Genomic DNA, 25,465 nt, shown 5'->3' with positions numbered 1-25,465 from the left:
CATCTACTCCTCCCACCTAACGGATGCACTCTATTCTACTTATTTGAACCGTTCTCCGAAAACAAGAAAGCCCTTCCTATGTTATGGTACCATTTTTATACAATCAAAATAGTGTAAATTTTTTTTGAACCAAAGACGACATTTTTATATCTAATGATAAACGGACAGGAAGTACAAAGGAGGTGTGGGGTTTTTGGCGGATAGCAAACTGATCAGGAAAGCGAAAAAAGGACATCATCCATCATTTATACAATTGATGAAACACTACGAACAGTCGATGTACCGTGTCGCAAAGGGAATTTTGAAGAAAGATGAAGATTGCGCCGATGCCATCCAGGAAACAATCTTGATTTGTTTTAAGAAAATACCGGATTTGAAGGAAGAGAACTATTTCAAGACGTGGTTGATCCGGATTTTGATCCATGAATGCTATGCTCTGCTGAATAAACAAAAGATGGTCATCCCTGTCAGGGAATGTCACCCACGGGATAAGGCGGAATTCGATTTAAAGCTTTCGGTGCAGGAAGCAGTATCATCATTGAAAGATTCATTGCGAACAGTGACCACTCTTTATTACTTTGAAGACCTCTCCATCAAGGAAATAGCGGACATTGTGAATATACCTGAAGGAACCGTAAAGTCACGGTTATCCACAGCGAGACAGCAGTTGATGACGTTGCTTGAAGAAGAAAAAACCCCTTTGAAAAGGAGTGCCTGGAAATGAATGGAGAACAGTTTGACTCCAAGGTGAAAGAATTGTTTCAAGATGAACCACTCCCCTCTTCTGTCAAAAAGAGAATAGAAGATACGTATGACATGATCGAAGCAGAAAGCAGGAAGAACAGGCATTTTTTTTCGTTACCTTTAAGTAAAGGCATTAAGGCCGCGCTGATCGGTGGTGGACTCGTCACCGTTTCCACTTTTGGAGTACTTGCTTCACAAGGGTTTCAGCTGTTTGATTCAAATGGGGAAGTGGTCATGGAATTGACTCAGCCTGATTCAGAAATCCAAGAATGGGATGCCGGGGCAGCAGATTCGTTCAAGGAAAAAGTAAAACCCGGGGAAGCCCTCATTTACTATCAAGTAAGTGACTATCCCGAGAAGAATTTCACGCTCTACAGGCAACCAAGAAGATTTTCAGATTACGAAACGTACCGTGATTCCATTCAGCATTCCTATATGCCAAGTGAAACCCTGCCTTTCGGATTCCGGTTTGAAAGCGGCAAAATGACCGTCGATGCAGAACCAAGCCAGTTCAAACGTGTAGAATCAGAGCTTTATGCCAAGGCCCGTCACAGTGATAAAGACATCCTCGCCAAAATAGTGGAGGTGGAGGAAAAGGACGATCAAATCGTAACCGTAACCCAATATCGAAATGAAGAGACCGAAGTATTTGTTCGGAGCTCCTCCAAGGTGGAATTATACGAAAATATGCCTTTGGATGACGGCGAGCTGTTGATTACCAAAGTAAAACTGATGAGTCATGAAGCCTTTTACCTGAAGCAGGAGATTGGCGAATTTCCTTATCAGTCCATCCTATGGATCAAAGAATATGACGGAGAGAAGATCATGTATGAAGTGCTAACCTATTCTCTTGATAAAATGACGAAACAACAGCTGATCGAAATCGCTGAAAAGGTCGATTCATAAATGAATAAAGGAGATCTAGTATGAAAAAAGCAGGAGCATCCGCCTTTCAAATCGTGATGATCATAACCGGGATCTTTGCCATCAGCCTCCTTCCTTCCATCATCAATGAAGTATGGCAGATCCTTTCGGGGTTCTTTTCCATTGCAAACTTAGTATACGTCAACCCGATTTCAGGGGTAAAAAGAGAGCTATTCCCATTCTTTTGGAACGCCTATGAATATTCCCTTATTGTCTTTTTTTCAGCACTGTTCCTTTCTTTGTCGATAGCCATTGTGGTCCTGTTCTTCTACTTCCTGATCGGCAAGCCCTTTCAGCTAGTGATTGATTGCATCTCCTTTGTTTTCAGCTCCCTCCCAGACATTTTCGTCATTGTGGGAAGTCAGCTGCTCGTCGTATGGCTGTTCAAGAAGACCGGGGTTTTTCTTTTCGACTTTGTTGCACTGGGGGAAGACAGGGCTTATCTGCTGCCGATCCTTTGTTTATCCCTCCTTCCTACCATGTACTTCATCAAGACCCTGACCATTTTAATGAAGGAGGAGTTTGATAAGCAATATGTAGAGCTTGCCAGAAGTAAAGGTTTGTCTTACTTCCGCATCCTGATCATCCATGTGTTCCGGAACACCATCATCAGTCTTGCTTACCACGGTAAAAATGTCATGGCGCTTATGTTGTCCAACCTTTTGATCTTAGAATACTTATTCAACATGCTGGGAGTAACCACTTTTTTGTTCTCTTATAATACCCCCACCCTTTTCGCCGTTACATCGATCCTGCTGTTCATCCCGCTTTATTTATTTTTGAAGATGGTGCAACGAACAGCCAATTCCATTACAGGTAATGAGGTGGACTTATAATGTCGAGGGTCATCAGACAGCCCCTATTCATTTTAGGATTTTTAACGATCTTTCTAATTACACTTGCCAGCATTATTCACGCGACACATTTCGATTCAGCCATCCCACAGACTGAGTGGCTGAAAGACAGTGAAGGAAATATGATCGCCGGGGCCCCTTTAGAACCAGCCAAAGACTATCCATTTGGTACAGATAAGTATGGCAACCACATGCTTGAACAGCTTCTTCAAGGGGCCAAGTATACGTTTGGAGCCACTTTTTTGACATCTCTCCTTGGATTTTCACTGGCTTTCCTATCGGGAACCCTTCTTGCATTTTGGAAGAAACAAGGATCGAAGGCCATGGTAAAAGGAATTTCGTCTTCTTTTTACTTTGTGCCTCTATCCATCATTGCTTATAACATCCTTCATCCGGTTCTATGGGAGCCGCCTGAAGGTTTCGCCTACCCCCTTACCGGAAGAGTCATCTATGAAATCATCATGCTGGCCGTTATTCTCACCCCAACGACCGCTTTGTTGATTGCGGATGAAACCAGGGAAATCCTGAAGAAGGAATTCATCGAGAGTTCGATCACACTGGGGGCATCCCCTTTTCATATTTTCAAGAAACATGTGATCCCTCACCTGCAACCAAGACTCTTCATCATTTTTCCGAGGATCGTCGTTCAGGTCCTGCTCATCATTGCTCATCTTGGAATCTTCCAGATTTACTTCGGAGGAACCTCGGTTTGCTACGATATCTTTTGTGATCCACCCATGCCCATTGCCAACGAATGGTCCGGGCTGCTTGGCATGTATATCAAGCAAATCAACTATCAGTGGTGGCTTGCCATCGGTCCGCTAGCCTGCTTCACGATCTCCATCCTCGCCGTCAACAGCATGGCAGCCGGAATTAAAAAGGGACTTACTCCGCCTATAGGGTATAGCAAAAAGAGAAGAACCCAGAAAATAAAGAGAGGAACGCCCATTCATGACACTACCTACACATTGGATTCCCGTGACTTCAAAAGAGTGTCGAACGGATAAAGCAAAAAAGGGAACTTCATAATTCCGGAGTTCCCTTTTCCTATAAAGCATTATTATTGCTACCTGCTTTCACCATAAAACGTGTCAAGACTCTTCATCAACTATGAGAACTATCTTCAAAAACCCTTATCTCCAAGGGCAAACCCCTTACCGCTCATGTGATGGTCGATCTCCCATCCATAAAGAGGAACCGTTTTATCAGTTTCCTAATAACTCACCTTTTCTCCGGTAACCCAGGAGGATTATATTTAGGAGGAATTCTTAGCCATCCTCTTGAAATCATGATATTTTTTAAAGGTGCAGCGAATTTCATTAAGTTGATCTGAATGGAAAAGAACATCAATCCGACGTCGGTCCGCACGGTCTTGGACATAGCCTGTGCGCAAAACGTGATGGATGTGGCGACTTTGGCCGATATGAGATTGGCAATTTCATCATCCTTCAGTTTAACCCCTTCCGGCACCGCATCCGAATTCGACGATGGTTTTGTAGGATTGACCAACGGCAACGGAACTCCTTCTTTTAAAAGGAATTCCTCTATCTTTTTTGTATCGGCCTTACTACCTTCCAACGCATTTTGTAACACATGCACCATATCCTGATCAGTCGTCGTGTTCAGTCCTACCTGGTAAAGGGCTTGAGCTTCATGAAATGCGGTGAATGCTGTCCAAAGATCCATCACTTCACCGACATGTAAAGGGGGTTTGGGTGCTTCATCAATAAAGTTTTTTATTATGGCTGAAACAGCTTCAAGAACATTTGTCATCCACTTGCCTCCTAATTGCTTGTCGCCACTATTATTCCTCATTATTGGTTATACATTCAAAAAGTGATGAATAAGCAATATGTCGGATACTGCTTAAAGCCGTATTCTTATTCTCTGTACTCTTTTTCAACCCCATCAGGGTATGTTATTTCAAGCTCAAGTTCCTGATAGCCTTCTTCAACTGAAAATGCATCTTTTACCTGCTTGATGACCTCTTCGCCTTCTGAATTCTCATTGAAGTTGAACCCTTCAAAAATAGGGGTGAGCTTGTCCATTGCTTCATCTGATAGCAGGTTTTGACCATTGAGGTCATCCTGGTATTTCGCTTCCGCTCCGTCTTTTTCATTTTCATAGTCCACATCAATCGATTTAATATCTTTATAATCAACATCTAAATCGAAATGTGTAAAAGGAAGAGCTCCTTGTTGGGAGTTCTCATTATTCGTGTTTTCTACAGGTGCGGTTTCTGGTGGGTTCTTGACTTCTTCCTTATCATTACAGCCTGCCAATAAAAAAAACGAGGAAAAAACAAGGGTTAACATGGTTCCTTTCATTTTAATTCGATGACCTCCTTAAAATAGTTGGGGATAGTTTGCCCATTCTTATAGGAATGCATCACGTTTATTCGTTTATTGGTCTCTACAAGAAGTCACTATACAAAAAAAGAATGACCACCACAGTGATGATCATTCCTTCTCCAATATGTTGGATGAATGATGACAAACCATTTGTTTGGTTCTATTCGCATAAATCAAATGCACTCATTCTTCAGGTAATAATACTATCTTCCCTAATTTCCCCTTATTCTTAAAATATACTTGAGCCTCTTTCGCTTGTTCCAAAGGAAAGGCTTTATCGATGACCGGCTCTATTTTCCCTTCAGAAATGGCCTGAAGCATTTCTTTAAACTCTTCCCTCGTCCCCAACACCGATCCATACATGGTAATATGCTTTAAATACAGTGTTCTGAAATCAAGCTCTGTCTTTTGGCCGCCTGCAGACCCTGAAATGCAGAACTTGCCTCCTTTTTTCAGAACCTGAAGAGATACAGAGAACAACGCATCTCCTACCACATCTAATACAGAGTCGATAGGTCCTCCGTTCACTTCCAAGATTTCTTCGGCAAGATTAACGGACTTATATGATAATACATGTGTGGCGCCTAATTCCTTCATTCTCTCCTCACTATCCAAGTCACCAATGATCGCAATAACCTTGGCACCAAAGACCTTAGAGGCAATTTGCACATTTAACGATCCGACCCCTCCATTTGCCCCCGTCACCAAAACGGTTTCTCCTGGTTGAACCTGAATTTGTTTGACCATATGCCATGCCGTTAACCCGCTTACTGAAAAAACGGCGCTATTCGAGTAATCGGAGAGGGGCATATCAAAGCAGAGATCAGCAGGCCATACCACATATTCCGCATAACCCCCGTCGTATTCTGAACCTATAAAGGACATATCCTCAGAAATATGTTCAGAGCCCTCTTCACCACTGGACGTAAACGGGAATAAAACAACGTCTTTCCCCACCATGGATCCCTCTACCAAATCTCCAGCCTTCACTATTTCCCCTGTTATATCAGACCCGGGTATACGTGGGAACTGTACTCCTTCCGGACGCCATCCTGATTTTGAACCGGTACCGTATGCACCTTCTCTCATCCAGATCTCCGTATTATTGATGGCACAGGCCTTTACCTTTACAAGTACTTCATTTTCTTTAGGTTCTGGTATGGGAATGTCGACTACTTTTAACTTATCTACATCCCCGTATCCTGTTACTTGCACCGCTTTCATACAATCATCACCTTTCTCTTTTTGTTATCAACAGGCTGCTCTTAGTGATAAAAGAGCAACACTAACGATAGAAAATTTCCCTTCATTTATTTTCATCTAATTTCCTGTTTTGCATACTGACATTAACGATGTCCTTAGTTGTATATACAGTTCTAACTTTATGTTACTCATCCTACAAGAATCGTCACTTTATAAAAAGGAAAACGACCCGTCATCGACGAGTCGTTTGTCTTGTATATGGATTTTGAACAAGTTATATAAAAAGGAGAACACCTGAGAGCCAAGAGTTCCCGTTTTATATACCGATAATTAAATGTATGCATATCCTCAGCTATCAATAAACACTGGCACAAGTTCCGGCTGCCGGTTCGTAATAACAATGCTGTTTAAATTGCCCTGCAAAAGGCTGATTGTACCATGTAGGAGGACACGGCGCATAAGGATTGAAATACCAAAGAGCATATTTCGCCGGATGCTGCGCCCAGTAGTCCAGATTCTTCTTGGCTAACTTTTTCTCAACCGATCTCGCTCTGTTATAGAAGAGATTCCCTTTTTGAACGGCTTCAAAGGAATAATTCCCTCCTTGCACTTGAAAGATGACTTGCCGGATGGTTCTTACCTGTTTAAAGTCCAAACAATCCGCTCTCGCCCGATTCACAATGACATTTCCGACATACAGCATTCCTTGTTTTCCTTCACCTTCCGCTTCGGCCCTCATCATCCTTGCCATCAAGGCAACGTCTGCATCTGTGTATTTGACTCTTGGCATTTTTCTCACCTCAGAATATTTTATGAAAAATGCCTCTTTTCATGTCATTAATTATAAATTAAGGGAATCGTGTGCTTCCTCGCGCCTCGGCTGCCTCCGTTCAATTAGGTTGACCGTATCGCTCCATTTTCTTACCCGTCTATCATTTCACAAGACTGGTCTACCCGATTCAAAAATAAAGAATGACCATCTCAACGATGATCATTCCTTCTGCACTTGATTATATGTTTTTAACCGCTTCTTCTATCCCTTTATCCCCGGAAATGAGATCGAATCCTTTATTAAAGGTGCTCTCTTCCGTTAACGATGCAACGATGGTTCTCGCCACATCTTCACGGGGAATGGAGCCTCTTTCCAGATTTTCCGCAGCGGATACGTTCCCTGTGCCCGCTTCGTTAAGAAGTCCACCCGGACGGATGATCGTATAGGTTAGTCCGCTTTGTTCCAGCGCACGATCCGCGAAGTGCTTCGCCACATAATACGGCTTCAAGGATTCGTTCCAGTTCTCTCGATGATGAGCCTGCAGGGCACTCACGATCACGAACCGTTCGATCCCCGCCTGCTTAGCAGCTTCCATCGTTTTCACCGCTCCGTCAAGATCGATGAGGAGAGTCTTGTCTGAACCTGTGCTCCCACCGGATCCGGCCGTGAAAACAACGGCATCGGCCCCCTTCAATCCGTTTGCGATTTGATTAACCGTGCCTTCCAAGTCAACAAGGGAAGCTTGCACGCCGTCCTGTTCAAACGACTGTACTTGTTCTTCTTTTCTCACGATCGCCCGCGGCGTATGCTCGCCACCGTCCTTCAATAAGCCGATCACTTGCTTACCGATCTGTCCATTTGCTCCAACAACTGCTACGTTCATAATCTCATCTCCTTATTCCGATAATTTTGCTATGGATTCATCATCACATGTTTGGATGGTTGATGACAAATCATCTGTTTGGTGTGTGCTCATATAATGTATCCGTAATGGCGGCTTTCAAAACACATGGGAGCACCTTTGAGAGAGATAGGGGTAAAAGATTCGTTCGGAGTGCATTTAAATGGAGAGGATTTTCCCTGAAAATAGGCACCGTTGGGAGAAAAGTAAGGATGGAATAGATTCAATGGTTACTGAAGTGACCTTTCGAAGGGTAACTGATGTTCTGATGGACTGCATCAATGGGGATTGCGTCGTTTTTTCATTTATTGCGTCTTTTCCGGACGTGATTGCGTCACTTTTTTATTTATTGCGTCGTTTTCTGCCATGATTGCGTCATTTTTTTGTTTATTGCGTTTTTTACCAATCACTACCAACAAATCCGTCATTTCACCTCGATCCTTACATCAGTTACCCTGGTATCGTTTTTCCACCAGCCCTCATTTATAAAGAAACAAAAAGACCATCGAGGTCCGTCCCCCGATGGTCCATATCCTTAAATGATTTTATACAACTCCTCCACACTGGTCACCACATAGTCAGCATGAGGGTTCTCTATTCTCTTATCTGTAAAAAGGCAGGAACTGATCCCGGCATTCTTCCCTGATAACAAATCCAAATCCCTGTCCCCGATCATGATGGCATCAGAATGATCGATACGATGGGTATGGATCAAATGCTGAATGGCATCCGGACTGGGTTTTCTCTCAAACCCGTGATCTGAAGTGATGAAATCAGTGAAATAACCCGCCAGCCCGTAATTCTCCAGCATTTTGATTGAAGACCCGCCCCTGTGCGTGTATAGATAATTCCTTCTGTCCGTTTCATGAACATACTTGCAAAGTTCGACGATTCCTTCAAAGGGCTTGGATAAATCAAACTCCACTTCTTTTCTGCGGGAATCGTAGGCTGCGACAAATTCTTTCCCGACACCATACTTTTTTTCATAGTGATTCAGAGCAGTTGTCATCGATACCTTCATCTGTTTCATGATTTCCTCTACCGGCTCTTCGATTCCATGGCTCACAAGTGTTTCCTTGAAGGTGCCCGCCATCACGGGATATGTATCAAAAAGAGTGCCATCGAAGTCCCATATGATGTGTTTATACAAATTTATTCCCCCTCTTATGTCAACTATCCTTATTTTACCATAAACAACGGTCTTTTCGTCCACACTGAAAAAACTCATCTAAAATAGGAAAATTATGCTAAACTACTAGTAAAGAACAACCAAGGGGGATCCCATGATCCGTTCACTGCAAATGTATTTTCTCATCATCCCGGCCACCCTGTTTTTCGCCGGTATCATCCTTCTTTCATATAGAGCATACGATTGGGGGCTGCTTCCACTACTGAGCCTTCTCGTTCTCTATCTCTCTACTAAAAAGAACCGATCAGTCATTTCCCTTTTCCTATTCTTCCTGGTCGGGTTGCTGGTGTTTCAACTTGCAACAGGCTGGATCAACGAGTGGGATGTTTCTAAAGAAATAAAAATCCTGTTGAACAGAATCTTTCTGTTCCTCATCCTGATCGGATTAGTGATTTCTCACTTAGTGTCAAAGGAAAAAATCGTTTTCTTCACTCAACTCCCGAATTGGAGAAGACGCCTTTCCATGCCCTCTCATACTATTTCAACGCCCTTATTTTTACTGATCGGGCTATTGGGATCCAGTACCATTTTCATCCCATTGATCTGGTATCCGGTCATCAGTGATGTGAAATCCCTAATCCTATTCGCTATAGGGTTTGCCATCCTAAACGCTATATTAGAAGAGCTCATTTGGAGGGGGATGATGGTGTCATCTCTGAAACGAAACGTCACCACCCTTTATGCTGTAGTCGTCACCAGCATTGGATTCGGACTATTACATATATCCATCGGAATCCCTGTACTCATCAGCCTTCTCTTCTCTTTTGGCGGCCTATTCTATGCCATCGTGGTGTTAAAGACGGAAAGTATCTATCCTTCAATCGTTTTTCACATGGTGATTAATATGGGGATGGTGTTGAATGGGTGGATTGTTTGAGCGACCCCTGTTCATTTGTAGGAGGTGAATGTCATGGAACTTTTTTTACTCTTTATCGTCGTAACCCTTCTTATTATTTTTCTATTTATCTTATATATCATTATTGAGCGGGCGATTCGAGAAGGCATTAACAACTCGATCATCGGACGATACCTCGAAGAAAAGCATGGAATCAAAGAACCACAGGGGGACGAGGATTTATTCGACGATAAGTAGAAGATCCCGTATCGTGAAAACAAGAACCCTTAAAGTCCTCTCATCTATTCATAAGCGGATTGACCTCATTATTCAATGAATAACTTTTGTATTCCCATGTACTCTGTGGTAGTGTGTTACTATCTTGAAGTTGACCAACTCAAGCGAAAAGCCACCCCCTGTATTCAGGGGGTGGCTTTTTCCTGTACCTTACAATTTCCCATCAACCTCAGACGTATCCACATCATCCCCGAACCAATCTCTCAACTTGCCCTTGGCCTGGGCTTTCACGTCATCATCGATATACATGGCCACCTGCAGCAACGCAAGACCCAACGCACCAAAGTCATCGGTAAATCCCACTCCCACCGCCATGTCGGGAATAAAATCCGTTGGAAGAATGAAATATCCCAATGCCCCGATGATGATCATCTTCGACTTCTTTGGAACATCCGGCTTTTGCAGGACAAAGTAGAGAAGCAAAGCTGTATAAACCACCGAATGTCCGGCCTTTAAACCGTACCTCTTGAGCTTATCCCAAAACTTTTCCTCTGAATAATGTTTCTCGGTGTCATTCATTCCGCTTCCACCTCCGTTGTGAGACGAGCGCTCCATCTCTTGTTCCTTTTATTGTAAAAGTTTTGTTAGGAATAAACAAACTTTTAAAACGGCTTTGCTTCGTAGCGATTAGGTTGACATCAACTTCATGGTTCAAGACCTGAACACCTGGTGGAAACAATATCCAAATCCCGCCAATAGAATTTATAAGAAAAAGGTGTTATTATTTAGATATCTAATAATTAGACGTCTAAATAAATAAGGGAGGATCAAAAGATCATTGTTGATAAAGTCAAAGACAGAATAAATGAACCGCTGACTTACACCTTAATGGAGGGAAATACAATGGGAAGATTAGAAAATAAAGTAGCAATCGTTACAGGCGGTGCTTCAGGAATCGGTGAGAAGATGGTCGATCTTTTCAGTCAAGAGGGTGCGATTGTCATCGCCGCAGATATTAATGAAATGGCCTTAAAAAAGGCAAGTGAAAAGAAAAATGTGTACGGTATGAAGTTAAATGTCACGTCCGATGAAGATTGGGAAGCGCTCTCACAACAAGTGAATACCCGATTCGGAAAAATTGATATCTTGGTGAATAATGCCGGGATTTCATCCGAAAAGCCTTTCCAGGAAATCGGACTCGAGGATTGGGATAAGATGCTCTCCATCAATGGGTATGGACCGTTTGCAGGCATCAAGCATATAGCACCCCTCATGGCTGCCCGGCACCAGGGATCCATTATTAATATCTCTTCCTATACAGCGCAGATCGGTCAGGGGTTCAATCATTACTCTGCCTCAAAAGGAGCTGTGCGGGCACTGTCTAAAGCAGCAGCGACCACATTCGGCCGTCAGGGTGTACGGGTAAACACTTTATTTCCGGGAATCATTGAAACTCCTATGACCCAAGCCCTGCAGGAATCCAAAGGTCTTCTTCAACAACTGGTCCTGGCGACTCCTTTGCAGCGTTTAGGGCATCCGGAGGATATCGCAAATGCCGCCTTGTATTTTGCATCAGATGAATCTTCCTATATCACGGGTGCCGAACTGGTCATTGACGGTGGGTTTTCCGCTCAATAATATGGTAAGGTAGGAAAAGGAACGTCTCTATGGCCCCTAACCAAATAAGGGGCCAACACATTCATTAATAGAAAGCAGGCTCTTCATGTTATGAAAGATCAAACGATATTTGAATTACTCCATATGATGGATCAGGTCACCAATAAATTAATCATCCAGTGGAATAAGAGCTTTAAAGAAAGCCTCGGAATTTCCCATATCCTCGTGCTCAGTCACTTACAGGCAAACGGCAAAAGCCGTCCCTCCGATATTGCCAAGAACCTAGGCATCACCCCTCCATCCCTGACCCACTTAGCTGAAAAACTTGTCACCAAACAATTGGTCGTTCGCCTCGTCGATGAAAACGACCGGAGAATCAGCTATTTGGAAATAACGGATATGGGAATCGACATGATCCACAGGGCATCACAAGAAGGACAAACCTTGCGAAAGAACCTTTTTGAGAACTTAACAAAAGAGGAAAGAAAGTATTTATTATCCATCTATGAGAAGCTTAATCATTACATATGACATCCGTTACTACACAACCATAATGGATATTGCCTGGCTCACCTTTGCACAGCCGCTCAAGAAAAAACAAACGACCCGTCCTAATCAGACGCGTCGTTTATCCATTATGTGCCTGAAGCAACGTTTAGGTGTGGGGCTAAACCTAAAACAATTGATTTCGTAAGCTACAACAAGAGCGCATCCGCAATCAGCTTATCAAACTTGCGAACATCGATCCCCTTCTTCAACTTCACTTTGATTTGACCGGCTCTTGTCCAGAGCTCTACTTCCGCATTCACATCAAGGAAGCTGCCAGCATTCTCCGTGGACCACATATTAATTGAAGAATACGGGAGAGAATAGATCTCCACCTTCTTCCCAGTCAGCCCCTGTGCATCTCTTACAATTAATCTCTTATTCGTGAAGATGGCGCTATCTCGAAGTGTCTTATACGCTGCCACCGCTTCTTCCCCCCTGATCAATAGATCATTCACATCATCTGGAATCGGACATTCCGACAGCAGTGTCCATTCCAATATTCCTGTCGTTACAGCCATTTTCATAACCTCCTTAAAATAATCATTCTCTATAACCAATTCTGTATCAGACGGAGAAAACCTGCTTTTTTTGGGGATGGATGCGTGATCATCAAGGATACTTTTAATATAGGAATTCCATTTTTAGTCAGGCAAGAAATCTAGCCACCTACTGATATATAAGAAGTTTAAAATGATGATAATCATTGAGAAGAACTTAGCTTATCCACTTTCAGCTCCTCAAACGTTACTTTTCCCCCTTCCGAAAATAATGAAATGCCTTGATCCTCAGCTCGCGGAAAGACCAAATTCGTATGAACGGTCCGACCACCATCAATAAAGACCTCCACACTTGTCTTATCAACCAAGATAGTGAGGTGAACCTGTTTAGCAGCCGAATCGAACGGTGCCTTGCTTTCCAGGAATGTTCCTTCTCTGTCCGGTTGATCGGTAAATCGCCGGTTCACGTAAGAGTGGTCACCTTCCAAGGAGATTCCAACATCGATATGTCGGAATCGATCTTCGGATTCGCGTAATCTGAAGCCGATTTGATCGGCCTCTTCCCAAGAAATATCAGCCTCAATCCGATAACTATCCCCTTCAAAATCCAACTTCCCCATTCCATCATCAATAGTAATATCCTCAAACGTCTCCGTGGATTCCACCAACCCATCAAGCACCTCAATAGGCTTCGAAGCAAGAAAATATCCACTCTCAGCATCACCATCCAACCTGATTTCCCTCACAATCGAATCCGTCCCATTAAACCCGTCATGCTCCATCGTCGGAGTGTTATCCGCATACGACCACTTATTCATCCAGGCAAACGCATAACGCTTTTCTTCCTTATCCTCAGCCTTTCCGTCTTCAAACGTCACCCCACCATACCAGTCCAATCCATGATCCAGCCACTGTTGATCCGCCTGATCGGCTTCAAACGTACTGCCATTGAATTCCCCGGTCCAATAGGCATACGTATTCGGTTCCCCGATCGCTTCTCCATTGGCACTCACTCCGAGCACCCACTTCACCGTGCCATCGGGCGCCCTCATTTTAAAGAGATCCGGACATTCCAGCACGCCTAAGTCCGATGTGTGGAAGTCCCCTGTAAACTCCCAGTCCTTCAGATTCGCAGATTCATAGAAACCGACCTTCGAACCTTCCGCCATGAGCATGACCCATTTGTCCCGCTCATCATCCCACACAACTTTGGGATCACGGAAATCCTTCGTGCCCGGGTTTTCTAAAACAGGATCTTCACTGTAATTCTTGAAGGTCTTTCCTTCGTCGGTACTCACCCACATGTATTGCTCCTGCTCGCCGGTCTCACCGGTTGGCTGTGTCACGATCGCAATGAAGGCATTTTTTCCGAACCCGGCTGTATTCTTTCGGTCGATGACGACTGAGCCGGACCATGGATCTCCGTTTTCATTGGTGTATTTCGGGATCGCCACTCCCTGGTCTTCCCAGTGGATGAGATCCTCGGATACGGCATGGCGCCATTCCGTCCCATTGCCGTCCGGGTAGTCTTGGTTATAAAGATAGTAGTAATGGTATTTCCCTTTATAGTAGACCGACTTTTGCGGGTCGTTTTTCCACTTGTCGGGGGTCGTGAAATGGTAGGATGACCGGTACGAAACATCCTTTTCATCCTCAGGGTGCTCGTTTTTGTCATGAGATTTCGTCCACCATGCAGCCGCTCCAATGATCAGGACGATGATAACAATCAGCAAGACAGTTCCCTTCTTTCTTATTACTGGATTCATTATTTCCACCACCTAATAAAAAAAGAAAATGCCATCAATGACATTTCCTCTTTTTGAAGTTTGTTATTCGCCGTATGTGATTTGACCTTGCTCCAGAATGCCGTCCTTCACAACGGAAGATTTCTTGTTGTTGATATCAAGCAGGAAAGATGGAGCGAACGTTGATTTGTGATCCTCGAAGTAGCCACGGTTCGTCATGTAGCTGGTTACGACGAATTTGTCGGATTCTTTTTGCGGGATCACATAGTGTGCGTACGTCCAAGTGATATCGTTCGGATCCAGGTCCTGATGAAGGACGATTCCCGTTCCGTTCATCGGCTTGAACTCGCCTGTCAATGAGTCTGCCACATATCCAAGCATGTAGATGTCTTCATCGTCTGTGCCATCGATGGTCATCTTCGATCCTCGTGTACTTGTGAACAGGTAGAACTTGCCGTCTTTTTGGAAGATGTTCGGACGTTCAATTTCGTCTGTCACCGTGTTCGATACAATCAACGGTTTCATTTCTTTCTTGATCGTGTAGTCATCGTTGATTTCGATGATTCCTATGGCACCGTTCGCAAGTTCTGCCAGATCTTTCTTCGGACTTTCCTGTAAGTCTTGGAATTCCTCTTGGAAGAAGTCCATTCCGTTCCCGTAATATGCACGGTTGTAGAGGGAGTCTTCACCAGAATAGCCGTACTCTGTACCTGTGTTAGCTTCGAATACTAAGTATTTTTTGCCGTTTTCTTCAATGTAGTGAGGGTCGCGAAGCGTATGGTTGTTCATGAAATTGCGGTCTTCGAATGCTTGTCCGACTGTCTCATATGTGTCTCCATCGCCGCCGCTGTAGATGGATTTGTGATCCTCGACACCATCGATGTTCAATTCATTCTTCGCTTGTTCAGAGATATTCACTTGAGCCGTCGTCAGTGATTGACGTCCGAATAGTCCCTTGCTTTCATTGAAGTCTCCGCGGTTCGTATAGAATAAGCGGATGTCACCTTCTTCTGTGAAGAGGGCTGATCCCGACCATTCTTCTACCTGATCCTTTAATGTTTCGTCGTTCGCTTTGTATTTATCTTGATCGTCGAAGACACGACCTGCATTCTTCCATGCATCGATGGAGTCATCGCCGACTTTCTTATAGAACATATAGATGAAGGTATCATTGGCGTTTTTCGGGTCGCCGGCAAGTCCGAATACGATGTGATAGCCGTTGTACTCAGCCACGGTGCCGTCTGCGTTTTGAAGCGGCCATGTATCCCATACATCCATTTTGATTTCATTTCCGTTTTCATCGATCTTTGTTGCCGATTTTACATTTTTAATGGTAGAAGCGTCGAAGGAAGGAACCTTGAATGTAGTGTCTTCCTGCTGCTCGACCATGTTCTTCATATCCTGGCGGGTGATTTGTGATGTGCCGTACGTTTCTTTGTATCCTTTTTCAGAAGCCCCGTTGGCAGAAGCCGATGTGAAGCTGCCCCCGAAAAGAATGGCTGCACTTAACGAAACAACGGTTGCTTTGCTTGCAAATTGACGATAGTCCATCATTGTACTCCTCCTCGTATATTATAAGTTCCGGCGCTCTAAGCTCGCCTTACATATATCAGTATAGGAGGGGTGCCTCGAACTGGATATGGCACGGATTGATGTCATTTTCGTCTTAAATTGATAAGGGGGAATATGGGCTTACATAGGTGGAGGATAATAGTCATTGAAATACGACTATCCAGGGAAGATTCCGGAAGTCCTTTTGTCCCGGAGTAAAAATGCGCTGAAAATGAAACCGACCCGTCCATGTAGACGAGTCGGTTCTCTATTATCAAGAAGAGGATGACAGGCATGCCCCTTCCTTCCAAGCCTGGTCGAACTGCTCTAATGTATCCTGTCTCGAGCTTGCTTCATTGATATAATCCTGCATGATCTCTCCCATCTCCTTTTTAATACAAGGAGAGAATGAGGACCAGTTGAAGGTGTCCGTCTCCTTGATCAGCTGCAGGGTTTCCTCGCCGAGCGGGCCGATGTCCTGTACGGGGATGTCCTTGAAGGCGGGGATAAAGTGAAACTTCTCCGTCATGTATATCTGTCCTTCGTCTGATGACACCATCCAGTTCAGGAACTTCTTCGCTTCACGTTTTTCCTCAGGGGAAGATTGGGAATTAATGACCCAATAGCCCGGGACACCTGCAAGGATCCTCCCTTCTTTACGATCATTGAGCGGCACGGGGAACATACCGACCGGAATATTCTTTCCTTCGAGCAACGGCTGGATCCAGTTCCCCTGCAGGATCATGGCGGCCTTCCCATCTGTGAACAGTTTAAGCTCCGAATAATAATCTGTTCTCGCGGGGCGTTCATTTCCATAACGGACCGTCAGATCGATGAGGGATAACAGATCCTGGAATGACGGAATGTCCCGGAAGCTTGCTGAGCCGTTATCCAATCCTTGAGTGAATCCCTTGTCTGCTTGAGCAAAGGCGACACTCGCCATATGGTGGCCGAGCTTCCAATCTTCGTAATAGCCGTTGGCAAAGGGCATGACCCCCTTCCGGTCGAGTTTCACAGCTGCTTCTTCTAGCTCCGGGTAAGTGGAAGGCGGGGATGTGATGCCCGCCTTTTGAAAGAGGTCCCGGTTGTATACGATACCGAAGCCTTCTATATTCATCGGCATTCCGTATACCTTATTGTCCAAGGTGATCCCGCTGAGCACATTCTCTGATGCCCTGTTGACCCACGGCTCATCTGACATATCTTCTAAAAACCGTCTCCATTCCTTCGCAGCCTCCCTACCGAGATTGGTGAAGATATCCGGTCCTTCACCCGCTGCAAGCTTCGCCGTGATATCGGAATAATCATCCGCCGCTCCCCCTACAGTTTCCACCTTGATGGTGACTCCCGGGTTTTCTTCCTCATAAGCGGATATCATCTGTTCGAACTCGCTGGCGATCTCCACCTTGGGATTACGGATCGTGAGGGTGACCTTTTCTTCTTCAGGTTCCGGTTCCTTTTTCACTTCATTGGTCTCGCCGCAAGCTGTGAGCGTGACAGAGATGAAGCCGATGAAGAAGGCTTTCAGTAGTTTCTGTTTCATTCAGCCCCCCCACTTGACCGGTATTCAAACGGTGTCAGTCCGGTCATTTTTTTAAAAAGCTTTGAGAAATATTTCTCATCCTGATAGCCTAGCATGGTGGAAATCGAATAGATCGACTCCTCCGCCTCCATAAGCCAAGACTTCGCCTGTTCGATCCGGAGCTTTGTAACGAACTTCGACAGGGTCATGCCCGTTTCTTTCTTGAATGTCCTTGAGATATGCTCCCTGGTGAGGAAAAACATTTTCGACAGCTTTTCAAGGGAAATATCCTCCATATAATAGGTCTCCACATAGGAGACGAGCTCCTGGATGCGCCTTGCCGCCTCCATTTCATCGGGACGGCGGACCGTCCGGTACTGATTCTGTTCAAGCTCACGGGATAATCCTTCGAACACGTCCCGGATGCTTCCCGGGGAATCGAGCTTGTCCTGTACGAGGCGGACGGGGACGGTCATGTTTTCACTCATCCACTCTTCCACATAGAGCCACTGATCCTTCGCGGTGATCACGATGCAAAGGCTGCCCCCGTCAAGAAAGGTGAATGCCCTGCCGATTTTCCGGATTCGAAGCTCTTCATCCAAGACTTCTATATGTTTTTCCGGACGCTGTTTCCCATAGAAGGAAACAAGCGTCATGTCCATTTCCCTTTCATCGGGTAGAAGGGGCTTGAGGGCGTCATCCGAAACCGTCTCTCCTGAGCAGATGGCGGTCATGATCTGGTTCCCGCGCAGTCTCATCGCTTCTTCCAGAATCTCCCCCTGCTCGATTCCCTCTGCCGCTTCCTCCTTCACAGTCTTCACCACTTTTTCCAGTACAGCCTGGAATGCCTCCTCCTCAATGGGCTTAAGAAGATAATCGAAGCTGTTCAACTGGATCGCCTTCCGCATGAAGGTATAATCGTCATACCCGGTGACGAGGATGATCTTTCCCTTGAAGGACAGCTGATGATTGATTTCTTCAATGAGCTCCATCCCCGTCATCTTCGGCATTTTGATATCTGTGAAGATGATCTCGGGTTCCTCTTTCTTGATGATCCCGAGTGCTTCGACTCCATTCGCCGCCTCAAAGATCTCCGTGATGCCGAGCCTCTCCCATTCCCCGAGCTGGCGGAGGACATTGCGGACATTCCGTTCATCATCGACAATCAGTGCTTTCATTCGGTTTCCCCCTCTCTAGCGATTTTCCAGGAACGGAAGGGTCATAGTGACCCTGAAGCCCTTCCCTTCCATTCTGTCTATGTCAAACGATGCTTCATCATTGAAATTCAACTTCAGTCGATCATATATATTCTTCAGACCAATCCCTGAATTTGCACGGCGATCTTCCTTGTGAAGGAATGCCTGAATCCGTTCCAGCTCTTCTTCGGTCATGGATGCACCGGTATTTTCTACGATGAATATAATCGTATCACAGGTCCGTATCCCTTTGATGGCCAAGGAAGCATTCTCATATCCTTCTTCATAGCTGTGCTTGAAATAATTCTCCACAAGAGGCTGGAGGACCATGCTGGGAATGGATGCGGGAAGCACGTCCTCTTCCACTATGATATCCGCCTGGATCCCTTCCCCGAAGCGTTCCTTCTGAAGGGAGAGGTACGACTGGATATAGGTGAGCTCGTCCTTGACCGTGACCCACTGATCTGCATGAAGGGAATACCTCATCATCTTCGACAGGGAGGTGATGAGCCTGTACACATCCTTCGCATTGGACCTGAGGGCGACAGCGCCGATCGTTTGAAGGGCATTGAAGAGGAAATGAGGATTCACCTGGGATTTCAAGGCATGGAACTGATTCTTACGGCTTTCGATTTCCAATTTATACTCACGATCGATATGCTCATTGATCCGATGCATCATATCATCCATATGTTCTTCCAAATGTCCCAGCTCATCCTTCCGGTAGGTGGTGAAGTCGATATCCAAATTGCCACCTTCTATGGACCTTACCTTTTCACTAAGGTGAATGATGGGTTTCGTGATGATATGGGAAATCACCATGACCATGATGATCCCGAGGCCAACTACACCGATCCCCAATAGTATATTCGAATACGCAGCTTCATTTACGTCCTTGAACAGGGAATCCTTCGAAATGATCTTCACCAGCTTCCAGCCTTCAAGGTTTCCCTCAAGCTGCTCTTTGAGAATGAGCTCGTCAGGTGATGGCTTCCCTTTGATGGAATCCCCCCTTCGACTTGAATAGATGATGGTATCCTTTTCATCCAGAAGGGCCACCCGTGCACCTCCCCCATCGGACAGATGCTGGATGATCGACCCGTACGAATTCACTTCAATATCCATGGACAGGAATCCAAGAAACTTACCCGTCAGGATATTCCTCACCTTGTGATGGATGGTAAGCACCTTCGTTTTATCCGATTCCGGGATGATTGCCGCATTTCCTGCATTCTCGATCACATGGGGGGCTTCGATAAGATAATTCTGCTCTGACTGATACAACTCTTTAAAGAGGGGATCTTGAAGCACATCTTCCTGAACTTTCGGGGCACTGAACTTCGAGCGATACACCGTCATCGCCTCTTGATCCCGGTTGAAATAAAAGCGCAGCTGCCGGATGTCAGGACGGGTGACGGAGAAAATTTTCATGCTTCTCTCGAAGGAATCCTCCTGTTCCCCCTTCAGTCCCTGTTCGAATACTCTTAAAACATCAGGGTCGTTATAAAGAGCATAGGGGAGGGAAGTCATATCATCGAAATACCGTTCCAGTACCGCACCGCTTTCCCTCATCTCTTCCCGGCTCGTCTCGATCTCGTGCTCCTCGACACTCGTCTTCGTATTGTAATAAATAATGAACACCGACAGAAAATACGGCAAAATGATGAACAGCAGCAACATCCCGAACAAACGACCCCGGACACTCCTCATCTACAATCCCCCCTTTCCTTATTCCATTCCGACTTTCAGCCAGTCTAAACTATAACAGAAGCGAAGAACCCGTCAATGATTCGTAAGTCGGGCTGATTGGCTGGATATGGGTCTATGGGGTTATTATGCAGGTGGAACAGGGGAAATATGAGAAAGCTGAAAAGACCCGTCATTCGTGAGGACGGGTCTTTTGTATTTGATTAAACAGTAAGCTGGTTAAGTCCCTGGTTATTACGGAATGATAACACTGGAATTAAGTAAATCCATCAGATTGAACTTCACCCTTTTCCCTCTCCCGTTTCATCAGCATTCCCATTGGAAGATAGGTGATGTAAAAAACGACAAGTGCAGCGATTTCAAGGTTGATATAGTACATGTAGCTGGAGCCGAAGAAGGACAGGATCGTTTTAGATTCCGTAGGATTCGCCAGATAGAAGAAATTTGTATCGAGAAGAATGTTCAGGAAGAAAATCGGCAGGGCGAGAAGGTTGACCATGACGAATCCGGTCCATACAGCTTTTCTTGGTACCCGGTATCCCTCATATACGATGAAATAAAGGACGGACCATGCAATCGCTGCATGATGGAGGAAATATTTAAGAAAGCGGTAATGAGGAAATTGATAAAACATTTCAGGTGTGACCATGCTTAAAATGGGAGGCAGGAACCCGATAAAGAACAACAGATAAAATATCTTCCGATTGGGCTTCAGGAATAGATAAATCGCGATAAAGGTACTGACGGAACAAAGCTGCAGAGGCAGGTCCCCCACCTCCCACTGTCCCGTTGCCACGAGCCAAATATGCCATGACACCTCGCTAAGGACCAGGATTCCGAATAATTTCCACTTGATGATCAGCTGATAAGGCTTGAGGAGTCGCCTGCCATAGATCAGAAAAACAGATATAGCCACAAACATCAAAAGCACAGTGATATGCGGGACAGAAAACAACTCGAACGTACGCATTTCTGTAACCGAAAACATCATGCCACCCCTATTCCTTCTGAAAGTGGTTATCATGAATAGTCTATTCGACTTAGATGTGGGTTAAGACTGTATTCCCCAAATAGAAAAAGCCCCCCTTTTAAAGGGGGACATGCATCCTACATCGTGAACGGCGGAATATAACGCCCATCCACATCGGTAAACTCATATTCCTTCGCTAAGTCACCTGCTCTGAACACCTGTCCCGACTTCTCCATCACCTTTGGATCCTTCGCGAGCGCTGTGACGGCCCGACCCACATAGTAAGGCGTTTCGGATTTCTTCAAGTCTTCTGCTTCCTGCCAGTTCTCCTCGTCCACTCCCATATGTTCGAGTACAAGCTCTGTCCTCATGAACCCCGGCGAAACGGCAAGGACCGAGATATTGTCTCCTTTTAATTCTTCTGAAAGCCCGTACGCCATACGCACGAGTGCATTCTTCGCCAGATCATAATAGAACTGCCCCGTGTACTTGCCATCATCCCAGAAGGTCGTGTGAATGATGAGGGCTCCATTATTCTCACGGAGTAACGGGATGGCAAAGTGATTCGTCGCCAACTGTGCCCGGACACCGGCCGTGAACATCGTATCCCAATTCGTGAGCGGCAGCTCCCAGAACGATCCCGGATTCACCCCGATGTCATGGGCTCCCCACACATTATTGATCAGAATATCCAATTTACCTTGTCCTTCACGAATTTGCCTGATGACCGCTTCCGTTTCCGCATCAATCGTATGATCACAACGAACCGCAATCCCCTTCCCCCCGGCCTCTTCTATTTGAGAAACCGTGTCATCAATCGTTCCGGGAAAGTTTTGCGTGGAATTCCCTTTGGTGCTGCGTCCCGTGACATAGACCGTTGCCCCGGCTTTTCCCAATTCAATCGCAATCGCACGTCCGGCTCCCCTGCTTCCTCCCGTTACAAGTGCAACTTTTCCAGTCAGTGATTTCATCCAACCCATTCCTTTCATCTGCAAGATACGTTTAGTATACGATCCTATTCTTGACATCCACTGTCATATTTAATTAAATAAACATAATAAATTCAGGAAAAAGGTGAAACAGATGAGAGGCGACAGACTCGTATCCATCCTTTTATTATTACAAACCCATGGTCAAATGACCGCCAAAGAACTGTCAGAGAGATTGGAAGTTTCCGAACGGACGATTTACAGGGATATGGATGCATTGAGCGGAACGGGCATCCCCGTTGTCGCAGAGCGGGGGAAAAACGGAGGCTGGTCATTACTCGAAGACTACCAGACGGATCTCACCGGGTTGAAGGAATCTGAGATCCGGGCGTTGTTCGTGTCACCGTCAGCCCACCTCCTCGACGATCTCGGATTGAGCCGAACGTCCGAGGAAGCCAGAAATAAACTCATCGCCTCCCTTCCATCCACCTACCGTGAAAACGCGAAAGGCGTATGGAACCGGATCCATATTGACACAAGCTCATGGCGGAAGCAAAAAGAAAGAATAGCCTCATTCGAAGTGATCAAAGAGGCCATATGGACAGAAAACAAACTGAGGATCACCTATCAACGGGCTGACGGAAATACGGACGATCGTACTGTGTCACCACTTGGTCTGGTGGCGAAGGGAGACCTCTGGTACTTGATCGCCACCAAAGAAAATGGAGACATCCGGAATTACAGGGCTTCCCGGATCCAATCTGCTGTCTCTTTAGAGGAAACCTTTACACGTCCAAACGACTTTAACCTGGCTCAATATTGGAATTCTTCAACCCAAGCCTTTATAAAAAAATTGCCTTCATATGAAGTGAAGGTGGAAGTCAATCCCTCCACCCTGTCAAGGCTGACTTTCACCGGCCGTTTTGCACGAGTACTTGAAATCGGCGATAGAACCAAAAAAGACTGGATACCCGTTACCCTCTCGTTTGATACAGAAGAAGAAGCGAAAGGATATCTACTCGGGTTTGCAGATCAAGTAAGGGTGGTCGAACCGGCTGATCTTCATCAGAAAATCCTGGAAATGGCAGAGGCAGCTGTTTCGTTTTATCGTCGATTTAAATAACACTTTCCTTTTTTCGATTGTTATAATCATACGATCATCTTAAGGATGAAGAATTTAGTAAATAATATCTTGGATGGACACCAGGAGCAAGAAAGCGGATACGGCATAAAACAGATAGCTCCGATACGATTTCCGATCCTTCAGGTGTTCTTCCGCTCCCATTATCACCATGAGGACCGCCAAGCCTGCCATGGTAAAGGGAAGGATGTCGTTATGATCTGACATCAATCCATAGAGTGATAAAGCCAGAACGATGACGCTTATTGTCATTCTTATTTTTTTCAGCATGGTTGGTTCCTCCTTTCTTCTTATTACGTAAACAACGCCTGAAAGGTAAAAGGTAAGATGGATACTATTGTCATACCTGTCAAAATCGAGATCGTCACCATCCATCGATACTTTCGCCTCGAAAGTTCCTGTCGTTTATAAGCGATCTTGAATAGCTTATTCATGGAATGCACGGTTCTATATATGATGATGATTGAAAAGAAAGTGATAATGTAGACTTCCACAGGGCATTCTCCTTTTTCTTAGACATCCTTATTTTACCACATGTATCTGTCCCCAGGTTCCTTCATCCTTCACAAAAAAAAGCGCCTGACCCTTTCAGGTCAGACACCCATTCTACTACTTCGCATCCTTATCCGGCTGATGGATTCCGAATACATTGCCTTCCGTATCTATGTAGTAACCTTGCCACGCCATACCTGGCAGGGCGTACTTCGGCATGGCAACCTTTCCGCCATGATCAAGAATGAGTTTCTCCGTTTCATCATAATTCTCCACGCCCATCGTACATGAATATCCATTCATAGGCTGGTTCGGTTCGGGAGGAGCACTTTGACGCTGCATCAATGCACCATTGATCCCCATCTCATTCTCATCCCCTGTCACCGCACCAAAGTAAGGCATTCCGGCGAATTCACTCCAGTCTTCGAACTTCCAGCCGAATACTTCTCCATAAAACGTCTTTGCTCTCTCCATTTCATCCACGTGCACTTCGAAATGTACCATTCTTCCCATTGATCATACCTCCCTAGATTCTATCATTCACTTTAATCATTCTGCTTCTTCGAAAGAAACCCTTCTTTTTTCAAAAATAATCCCATTTATCGGAATACATGCAAGAGAATCAGAGAGATCGTTTTGCTATACTAGAATCAGAGACAAACCCATGGAAAGGAGCCCGCTATCATGATTATTCGAGAAACAGAGGATTCATTTATCATGATCAAACAGCACGACCACGCTTTTTTATCCGGTGAAACCATCAAGCACTTTAACCGGAATCTATTAAAATCAGATCAATTCTTTGATGATGCCTTATACGCAGCCTATCAGCATGACCGGAGCTGGATCGGTTTGGACGACACTCCCATCTGGAATGATCGTGAGAAAATTCCCTACACCTTTTCAGACTACCCCCTCCTGCCGAAACTGGCATTCTACAAAATCGGCGTCGATGAGATCGAGAGGGTGAACACCTATGCAAGTCTCCTGTGCAGCCTGCACTTCTGCTCCTTCTTTTCCCAATCACAAAATAAGGACTGCCTTGTTTTTTTAACAGGGGAAGCCAGAAGACAAATGAGGCTTAAGGAGAAGCTCTCCGAACTCGATGAAGAATTACTTCAGCAGCATTTCCGCTTACTCCAATTCGCAGATAACCTATCGTTATATCTTTGCCTGAATGAACCGGGTGTGGATAAAGAAGAGGAACATCCGTGGTTCAAAAATGGATTTAACCATACGGAAATGTTTCACCAGGAGAATCGGCCACTTATGCCCCGGTGGGTGGATGAAAATGAAGTGACACTTGATCGCTATCCTTTTGAAAAAGATTTTCATGTATCCCTAAAGTACAAAACGGTCGCCAAGAGCGCGATTGAAAACATGGGGATTGCGGCGGCTTATGAGAAGAGTGATATGGAAGATCATATGATTTTCTTTCGTCGATAAAATTCAATCCCCCGATACCTAAACGTGTAACGGGGGATTGAATTTTACTGCTATACCTTTTTTCTGAAATGATTAAGCGCCTGCATGACGACC

General features: G+C 45.1%; 29 protein-coding genes. 11 read left to right on the top strand and 18 right to left on the bottom strand.

Features of this window, described 5'->3' with window-relative positions; genetic code table 11:
* The first annotated feature begins 193 nt into the window (after positions 1 to 193).
* The 4 genes from ACCB35_RS03345 to ACCB35_RS03330 are packed head-to-tail and all read left to right on the top strand — an operon-like array spanning position 194 to position 3,529.
* Positions 194 to 724, top strand: coding sequence for a sigma-70 family RNA polymerase sigma factor (locus ACCB35_RS03345; protein ID WP_374055724.1), 531 nt, complete (start codon positions 194 to 196; stop codon positions 722 to 724).
* Positions 721 to 1,650: a hypothetical protein gene (locus ACCB35_RS03340; RefSeq protein WP_374055723.1), complete on the top strand. Its 930-nt coding sequence runs from the start codon at positions 721 to 723 to the stop codon at positions 1,648 to 1,650. The genes ACCB35_RS03345 and ACCB35_RS03340 overlap by 4 nt, the downstream gene beginning before the upstream one ends.
* Before the next feature lie 20 nt (positions 1,651 to 1,670).
* The gene (locus ACCB35_RS03335; RefSeq protein ID WP_374055722.1) at positions 1,671 to 2,504 is read left to right on the top strand and encodes an ABC transporter permease subunit; all 834 of its coding nucleotides are present in this window, start codon (positions 1,671 to 1,673) and stop codon (positions 2,502 to 2,504) included.
* Positions 2,504 to 3,529, top strand: a complete 1,026-nt coding sequence (locus tag ACCB35_RS03330; RefSeq protein WP_374055721.1) for a hypothetical protein — start codon at positions 2,504 to 2,506, stop codon at positions 3,527 to 3,529. The genes ACCB35_RS03335 and ACCB35_RS03330 overlap by 1 nt, the downstream gene beginning before the upstream one ends.
* A gap of 214 nt (positions 3,530 to 3,743) precedes the next feature.
* Here ACCB35_RS03330 and ACCB35_RS03325 read toward each other — a convergent pair whose 3' ends face one another.
* From ACCB35_RS03325 to ACCB35_RS03300, 6 genes are all read right to left on the bottom strand, one after another.
* Positions 3,744 to 4,295, bottom strand: a complete 552-nt coding sequence (locus ACCB35_RS03325; RefSeq protein ID WP_374055720.1) for a DUF3231 family protein — start codon at positions 4,293 to 4,295, stop codon at positions 3,744 to 3,746.
* 107 nt (positions 4,296 to 4,402) lie between these two features.
* Positions 4,403 to 4,849 (bottom strand): YusW family protein, encoded by a 447-nt coding sequence (locus ACCB35_RS03320; protein WP_374055719.1) that lies wholly within the window; start codon positions 4,847 to 4,849, stop codon positions 4,403 to 4,405.
* Between the two features lie 207 nt (positions 4,850 to 5,056).
* A complete protein-coding gene (locus ACCB35_RS03315) occupies positions 5,057 to 6,097 on the bottom strand; it encodes a zinc-binding dehydrogenase (RefSeq protein ID WP_374055718.1) in 1,041 nt (346 codons plus the stop codon).
* Positions 6,098 to 6,431: 334 nt separating this feature from the next.
* Positions 6,432 to 6,866 carry a cell wall hydrolase gene (locus ACCB35_RS03310; protein ID WP_044338599.1) on the bottom strand — a complete coding sequence of 145 codons (435 nt, stop codon included), beginning with the start codon at positions 6,864 to 6,866 and terminating at the stop codon, positions 6,432 to 6,434.
* Positions 6,867 to 7,086: 220 nt separating this feature from the next.
* Positions 7,087 to 7,731 carry an SDR family oxidoreductase gene (locus tag ACCB35_RS03305; protein WP_374055717.1) on the bottom strand — a complete coding sequence of 215 codons (645 nt, stop codon included), beginning with the start codon at positions 7,729 to 7,731 and terminating at the stop codon, positions 7,087 to 7,089.
* Positions 7,732 to 8,284: 553 nt separating this feature from the next.
* On the bottom strand, positions 8,285 to 8,899 hold the full coding sequence (locus tag ACCB35_RS03300) for an HAD-IA family hydrolase (protein ID WP_374055716.1): 615 nt from the start codon (positions 8,897 to 8,899) through the stop codon (positions 8,285 to 8,287).
* A 133-nt stretch (positions 8,900 to 9,032) separates the two neighbouring features.
* Between ACCB35_RS03300 and ACCB35_RS03295 the strand changes: the two genes are divergently transcribed.
* Both ACCB35_RS03295 and ACCB35_RS03290 read left to right on the top strand, forming a co-directional pair.
* The gene (locus ACCB35_RS03295; protein WP_374055715.1) at positions 9,033 to 9,815 is read left to right on the top strand and encodes a lysostaphin resistance A-like protein; all 783 of its coding nucleotides are present in this window, start codon (positions 9,033 to 9,035) and stop codon (positions 9,813 to 9,815) included.
* A gap of 33 nt (positions 9,816 to 9,848) precedes the next feature.
* On the top strand, positions 9,849 to 10,031 hold the full coding sequence (locus tag ACCB35_RS03290) for a hypothetical protein (RefSeq protein WP_374055714.1): 183 nt from the start codon (positions 9,849 to 9,851) through the stop codon (positions 10,029 to 10,031).
* A gap of 189 nt (positions 10,032 to 10,220) precedes the next feature.
* Here ACCB35_RS03290 and ACCB35_RS03285 read toward each other — a convergent pair whose 3' ends face one another.
* Positions 10,221 to 10,589 carry a YkvA family protein gene (locus ACCB35_RS03285; RefSeq protein ID WP_374055713.1) on the bottom strand — a complete coding sequence of 123 codons (369 nt, stop codon included), beginning with the start codon at positions 10,587 to 10,589 and terminating at the stop codon, positions 10,221 to 10,223.
* Between the two features lie 324 nt (positions 10,590 to 10,913).
* Between ACCB35_RS03285 and ACCB35_RS03280 the strand changes: the two genes are divergently transcribed.
* The 3 genes from ACCB35_RS03280 (at position 10,914) to ACCB35_RS03270 (ending at position 12,321) form a co-directional block, all read left to right on the top strand.
* The gene (locus tag ACCB35_RS03280; protein WP_374055712.1) at positions 10,914 to 11,648 is read left to right on the top strand and encodes an SDR family NAD(P)-dependent oxidoreductase; all 735 of its coding nucleotides are present in this window, start codon (positions 10,914 to 10,916) and stop codon (positions 11,646 to 11,648) included.
* 90 nt (positions 11,649 to 11,738) lie between these two features.
* Entirely contained in the window at positions 11,739 to 12,158 is a 420-nt protein-coding gene (locus ACCB35_RS03275; RefSeq protein WP_374055711.1) for a MarR family winged helix-turn-helix transcriptional regulator, read from the top strand.
* Positions 12,133 to 12,321, top strand: a complete 189-nt coding sequence (locus ACCB35_RS03270; RefSeq protein ID WP_374055710.1) for a hypothetical protein — start codon at positions 12,133 to 12,135, stop codon at positions 12,319 to 12,321. The genes ACCB35_RS03275 and ACCB35_RS03270 overlap by 26 nt, the downstream gene beginning before the upstream one ends.
* 1 nt (position 12,322) lies before the next feature.
* On the opposite strand, the gene ACCB35_RS03265 is transcribed toward ACCB35_RS03270, so the two are convergent.
* From ACCB35_RS03265 to ACCB35_RS03230, 8 genes are all read right to left on the bottom strand, one after another.
* A complete protein-coding gene (locus tag ACCB35_RS03265) occupies positions 12,323 to 12,694 on the bottom strand; it encodes a PH domain-containing protein (protein ID WP_374055709.1) in 372 nt (123 codons plus the stop codon).
* A gap of 182 nt (positions 12,695 to 12,876) precedes the next feature.
* On the bottom strand, positions 12,877 to 14,439 hold the full coding sequence (locus tag ACCB35_RS03260) for a glycoside hydrolase family 32 protein (RefSeq protein WP_374055708.1): 1,563 nt from the start codon (positions 14,437 to 14,439) through the stop codon (positions 12,877 to 12,879).
* A 63-nt stretch (positions 14,440 to 14,502) separates the two neighbouring features.
* Entirely contained in the window at positions 14,503 to 15,969 is a 1,467-nt protein-coding gene (locus ACCB35_RS03255) for a glycoside hydrolase family 68 protein (protein WP_374056940.1), read from the bottom strand.
* Between the two features lie 274 nt (positions 15,970 to 16,243).
* Complete coding sequence (locus ACCB35_RS03250; protein WP_374055707.1) at positions 16,244 to 17,512, bottom strand: extracellular solute-binding protein; 1,269 nt, start codon at positions 17,510 to 17,512, stop codon at positions 16,244 to 16,246.
* Positions 17,509 to 18,669 carry a response regulator gene (locus tag ACCB35_RS03245; RefSeq protein ID WP_374055706.1) on the bottom strand — a complete coding sequence of 387 codons (1,161 nt, stop codon included), beginning with the start codon at positions 18,667 to 18,669 and terminating at the stop codon, positions 17,509 to 17,511. The genes ACCB35_RS03250 and ACCB35_RS03245 overlap by 4 nt, the downstream gene beginning before the upstream one ends.
* A gap of 15 nt (positions 18,670 to 18,684) precedes the next feature.
* On the bottom strand, positions 18,685 to 20,397 hold the full coding sequence (locus ACCB35_RS03240) for a sensor histidine kinase (protein WP_374055705.1): 1,713 nt from the start codon (positions 20,395 to 20,397) through the stop codon (positions 18,685 to 18,687).
* Between the two features lie 253 nt (positions 20,398 to 20,650).
* On the bottom strand, positions 20,651 to 21,364 hold the full coding sequence (locus tag ACCB35_RS03235) for a TIGR02206 family membrane protein (RefSeq protein ID WP_374055704.1): 714 nt from the start codon (positions 21,362 to 21,364) through the stop codon (positions 20,651 to 20,653).
* A gap of 137 nt (positions 21,365 to 21,501) precedes the next feature.
* Positions 21,502 to 22,335: an SDR family NAD(P)-dependent oxidoreductase gene (locus tag ACCB35_RS03230; protein WP_374056939.1), complete on the bottom strand. Its 834-nt coding sequence runs from the start codon at positions 22,333 to 22,335 to the stop codon at positions 21,502 to 21,504.
* 112 nt (positions 22,336 to 22,447) lie between these two features.
* Here ACCB35_RS03230 and ACCB35_RS03225 point away from each other — a divergent pair, with 112 nt between their 5' ends.
* Complete coding sequence (locus tag ACCB35_RS03225) at positions 22,448 to 23,416, top strand: helix-turn-helix transcriptional regulator (RefSeq protein ID WP_374055703.1); 969 nt, start codon at positions 22,448 to 22,450, stop codon at positions 23,414 to 23,416.
* A gap of 54 nt (positions 23,417 to 23,470) precedes the next feature.
* Here the strand turns inward: ACCB35_RS03225 and ACCB35_RS03220 are convergent, their stop codons facing one another.
* The 3 genes from ACCB35_RS03220 to ACCB35_RS03210 all read right to left on the bottom strand — a co-directional run bounded on the left by ACCB35_RS03220 (position 23,471) and on the right by ACCB35_RS03210 (position 24,439).
* Positions 23,471 to 23,704, bottom strand: a complete 234-nt coding sequence (locus tag ACCB35_RS03220; protein WP_374055702.1) for a hypothetical protein — start codon at positions 23,702 to 23,704, stop codon at positions 23,471 to 23,473.
* 23 nt (positions 23,705 to 23,727) lie between these two features.
* The gene (locus tag ACCB35_RS03215; protein ID WP_374055701.1) at positions 23,728 to 23,928 is read right to left on the bottom strand and encodes a hypothetical protein; all 201 of its coding nucleotides are present in this window, start codon (positions 23,926 to 23,928) and stop codon (positions 23,728 to 23,730) included.
* 115 nt (positions 23,929 to 24,043) lie between these two features.
* A complete protein-coding gene (locus ACCB35_RS03210) occupies positions 24,044 to 24,439 on the bottom strand; it encodes a VOC family protein (RefSeq protein ID WP_374055700.1) in 396 nt (131 codons plus the stop codon).
* A 171-nt stretch (positions 24,440 to 24,610) separates the two neighbouring features.
* On the opposite strand from ACCB35_RS03210, the gene ACCB35_RS03205 reads away from it, so the two are divergent.
* A complete protein-coding gene (locus ACCB35_RS03205) occupies positions 24,611 to 25,372 on the top strand; it encodes a DUF3891 family protein (RefSeq protein WP_374055699.1) in 762 nt (253 codons plus the stop codon).
* The last annotated feature ends 93 nt before the right edge of the window (positions 25,373 to 25,465 follow it).

Source organism: Rossellomorea sp. FM04394 (genome assembly GCF_041889765.1).
Classification (GTDB): Bacteria; Bacillota; Bacilli; order Bacillales; family Bacillaceae_B; genus Rossellomorea; species Rossellomorea aquimaris_B.
The sequence above is the reverse complement of the archived record's forward strand: the minus strand, read 5'-3'. Positions and strand labels throughout refer to the sequence as shown.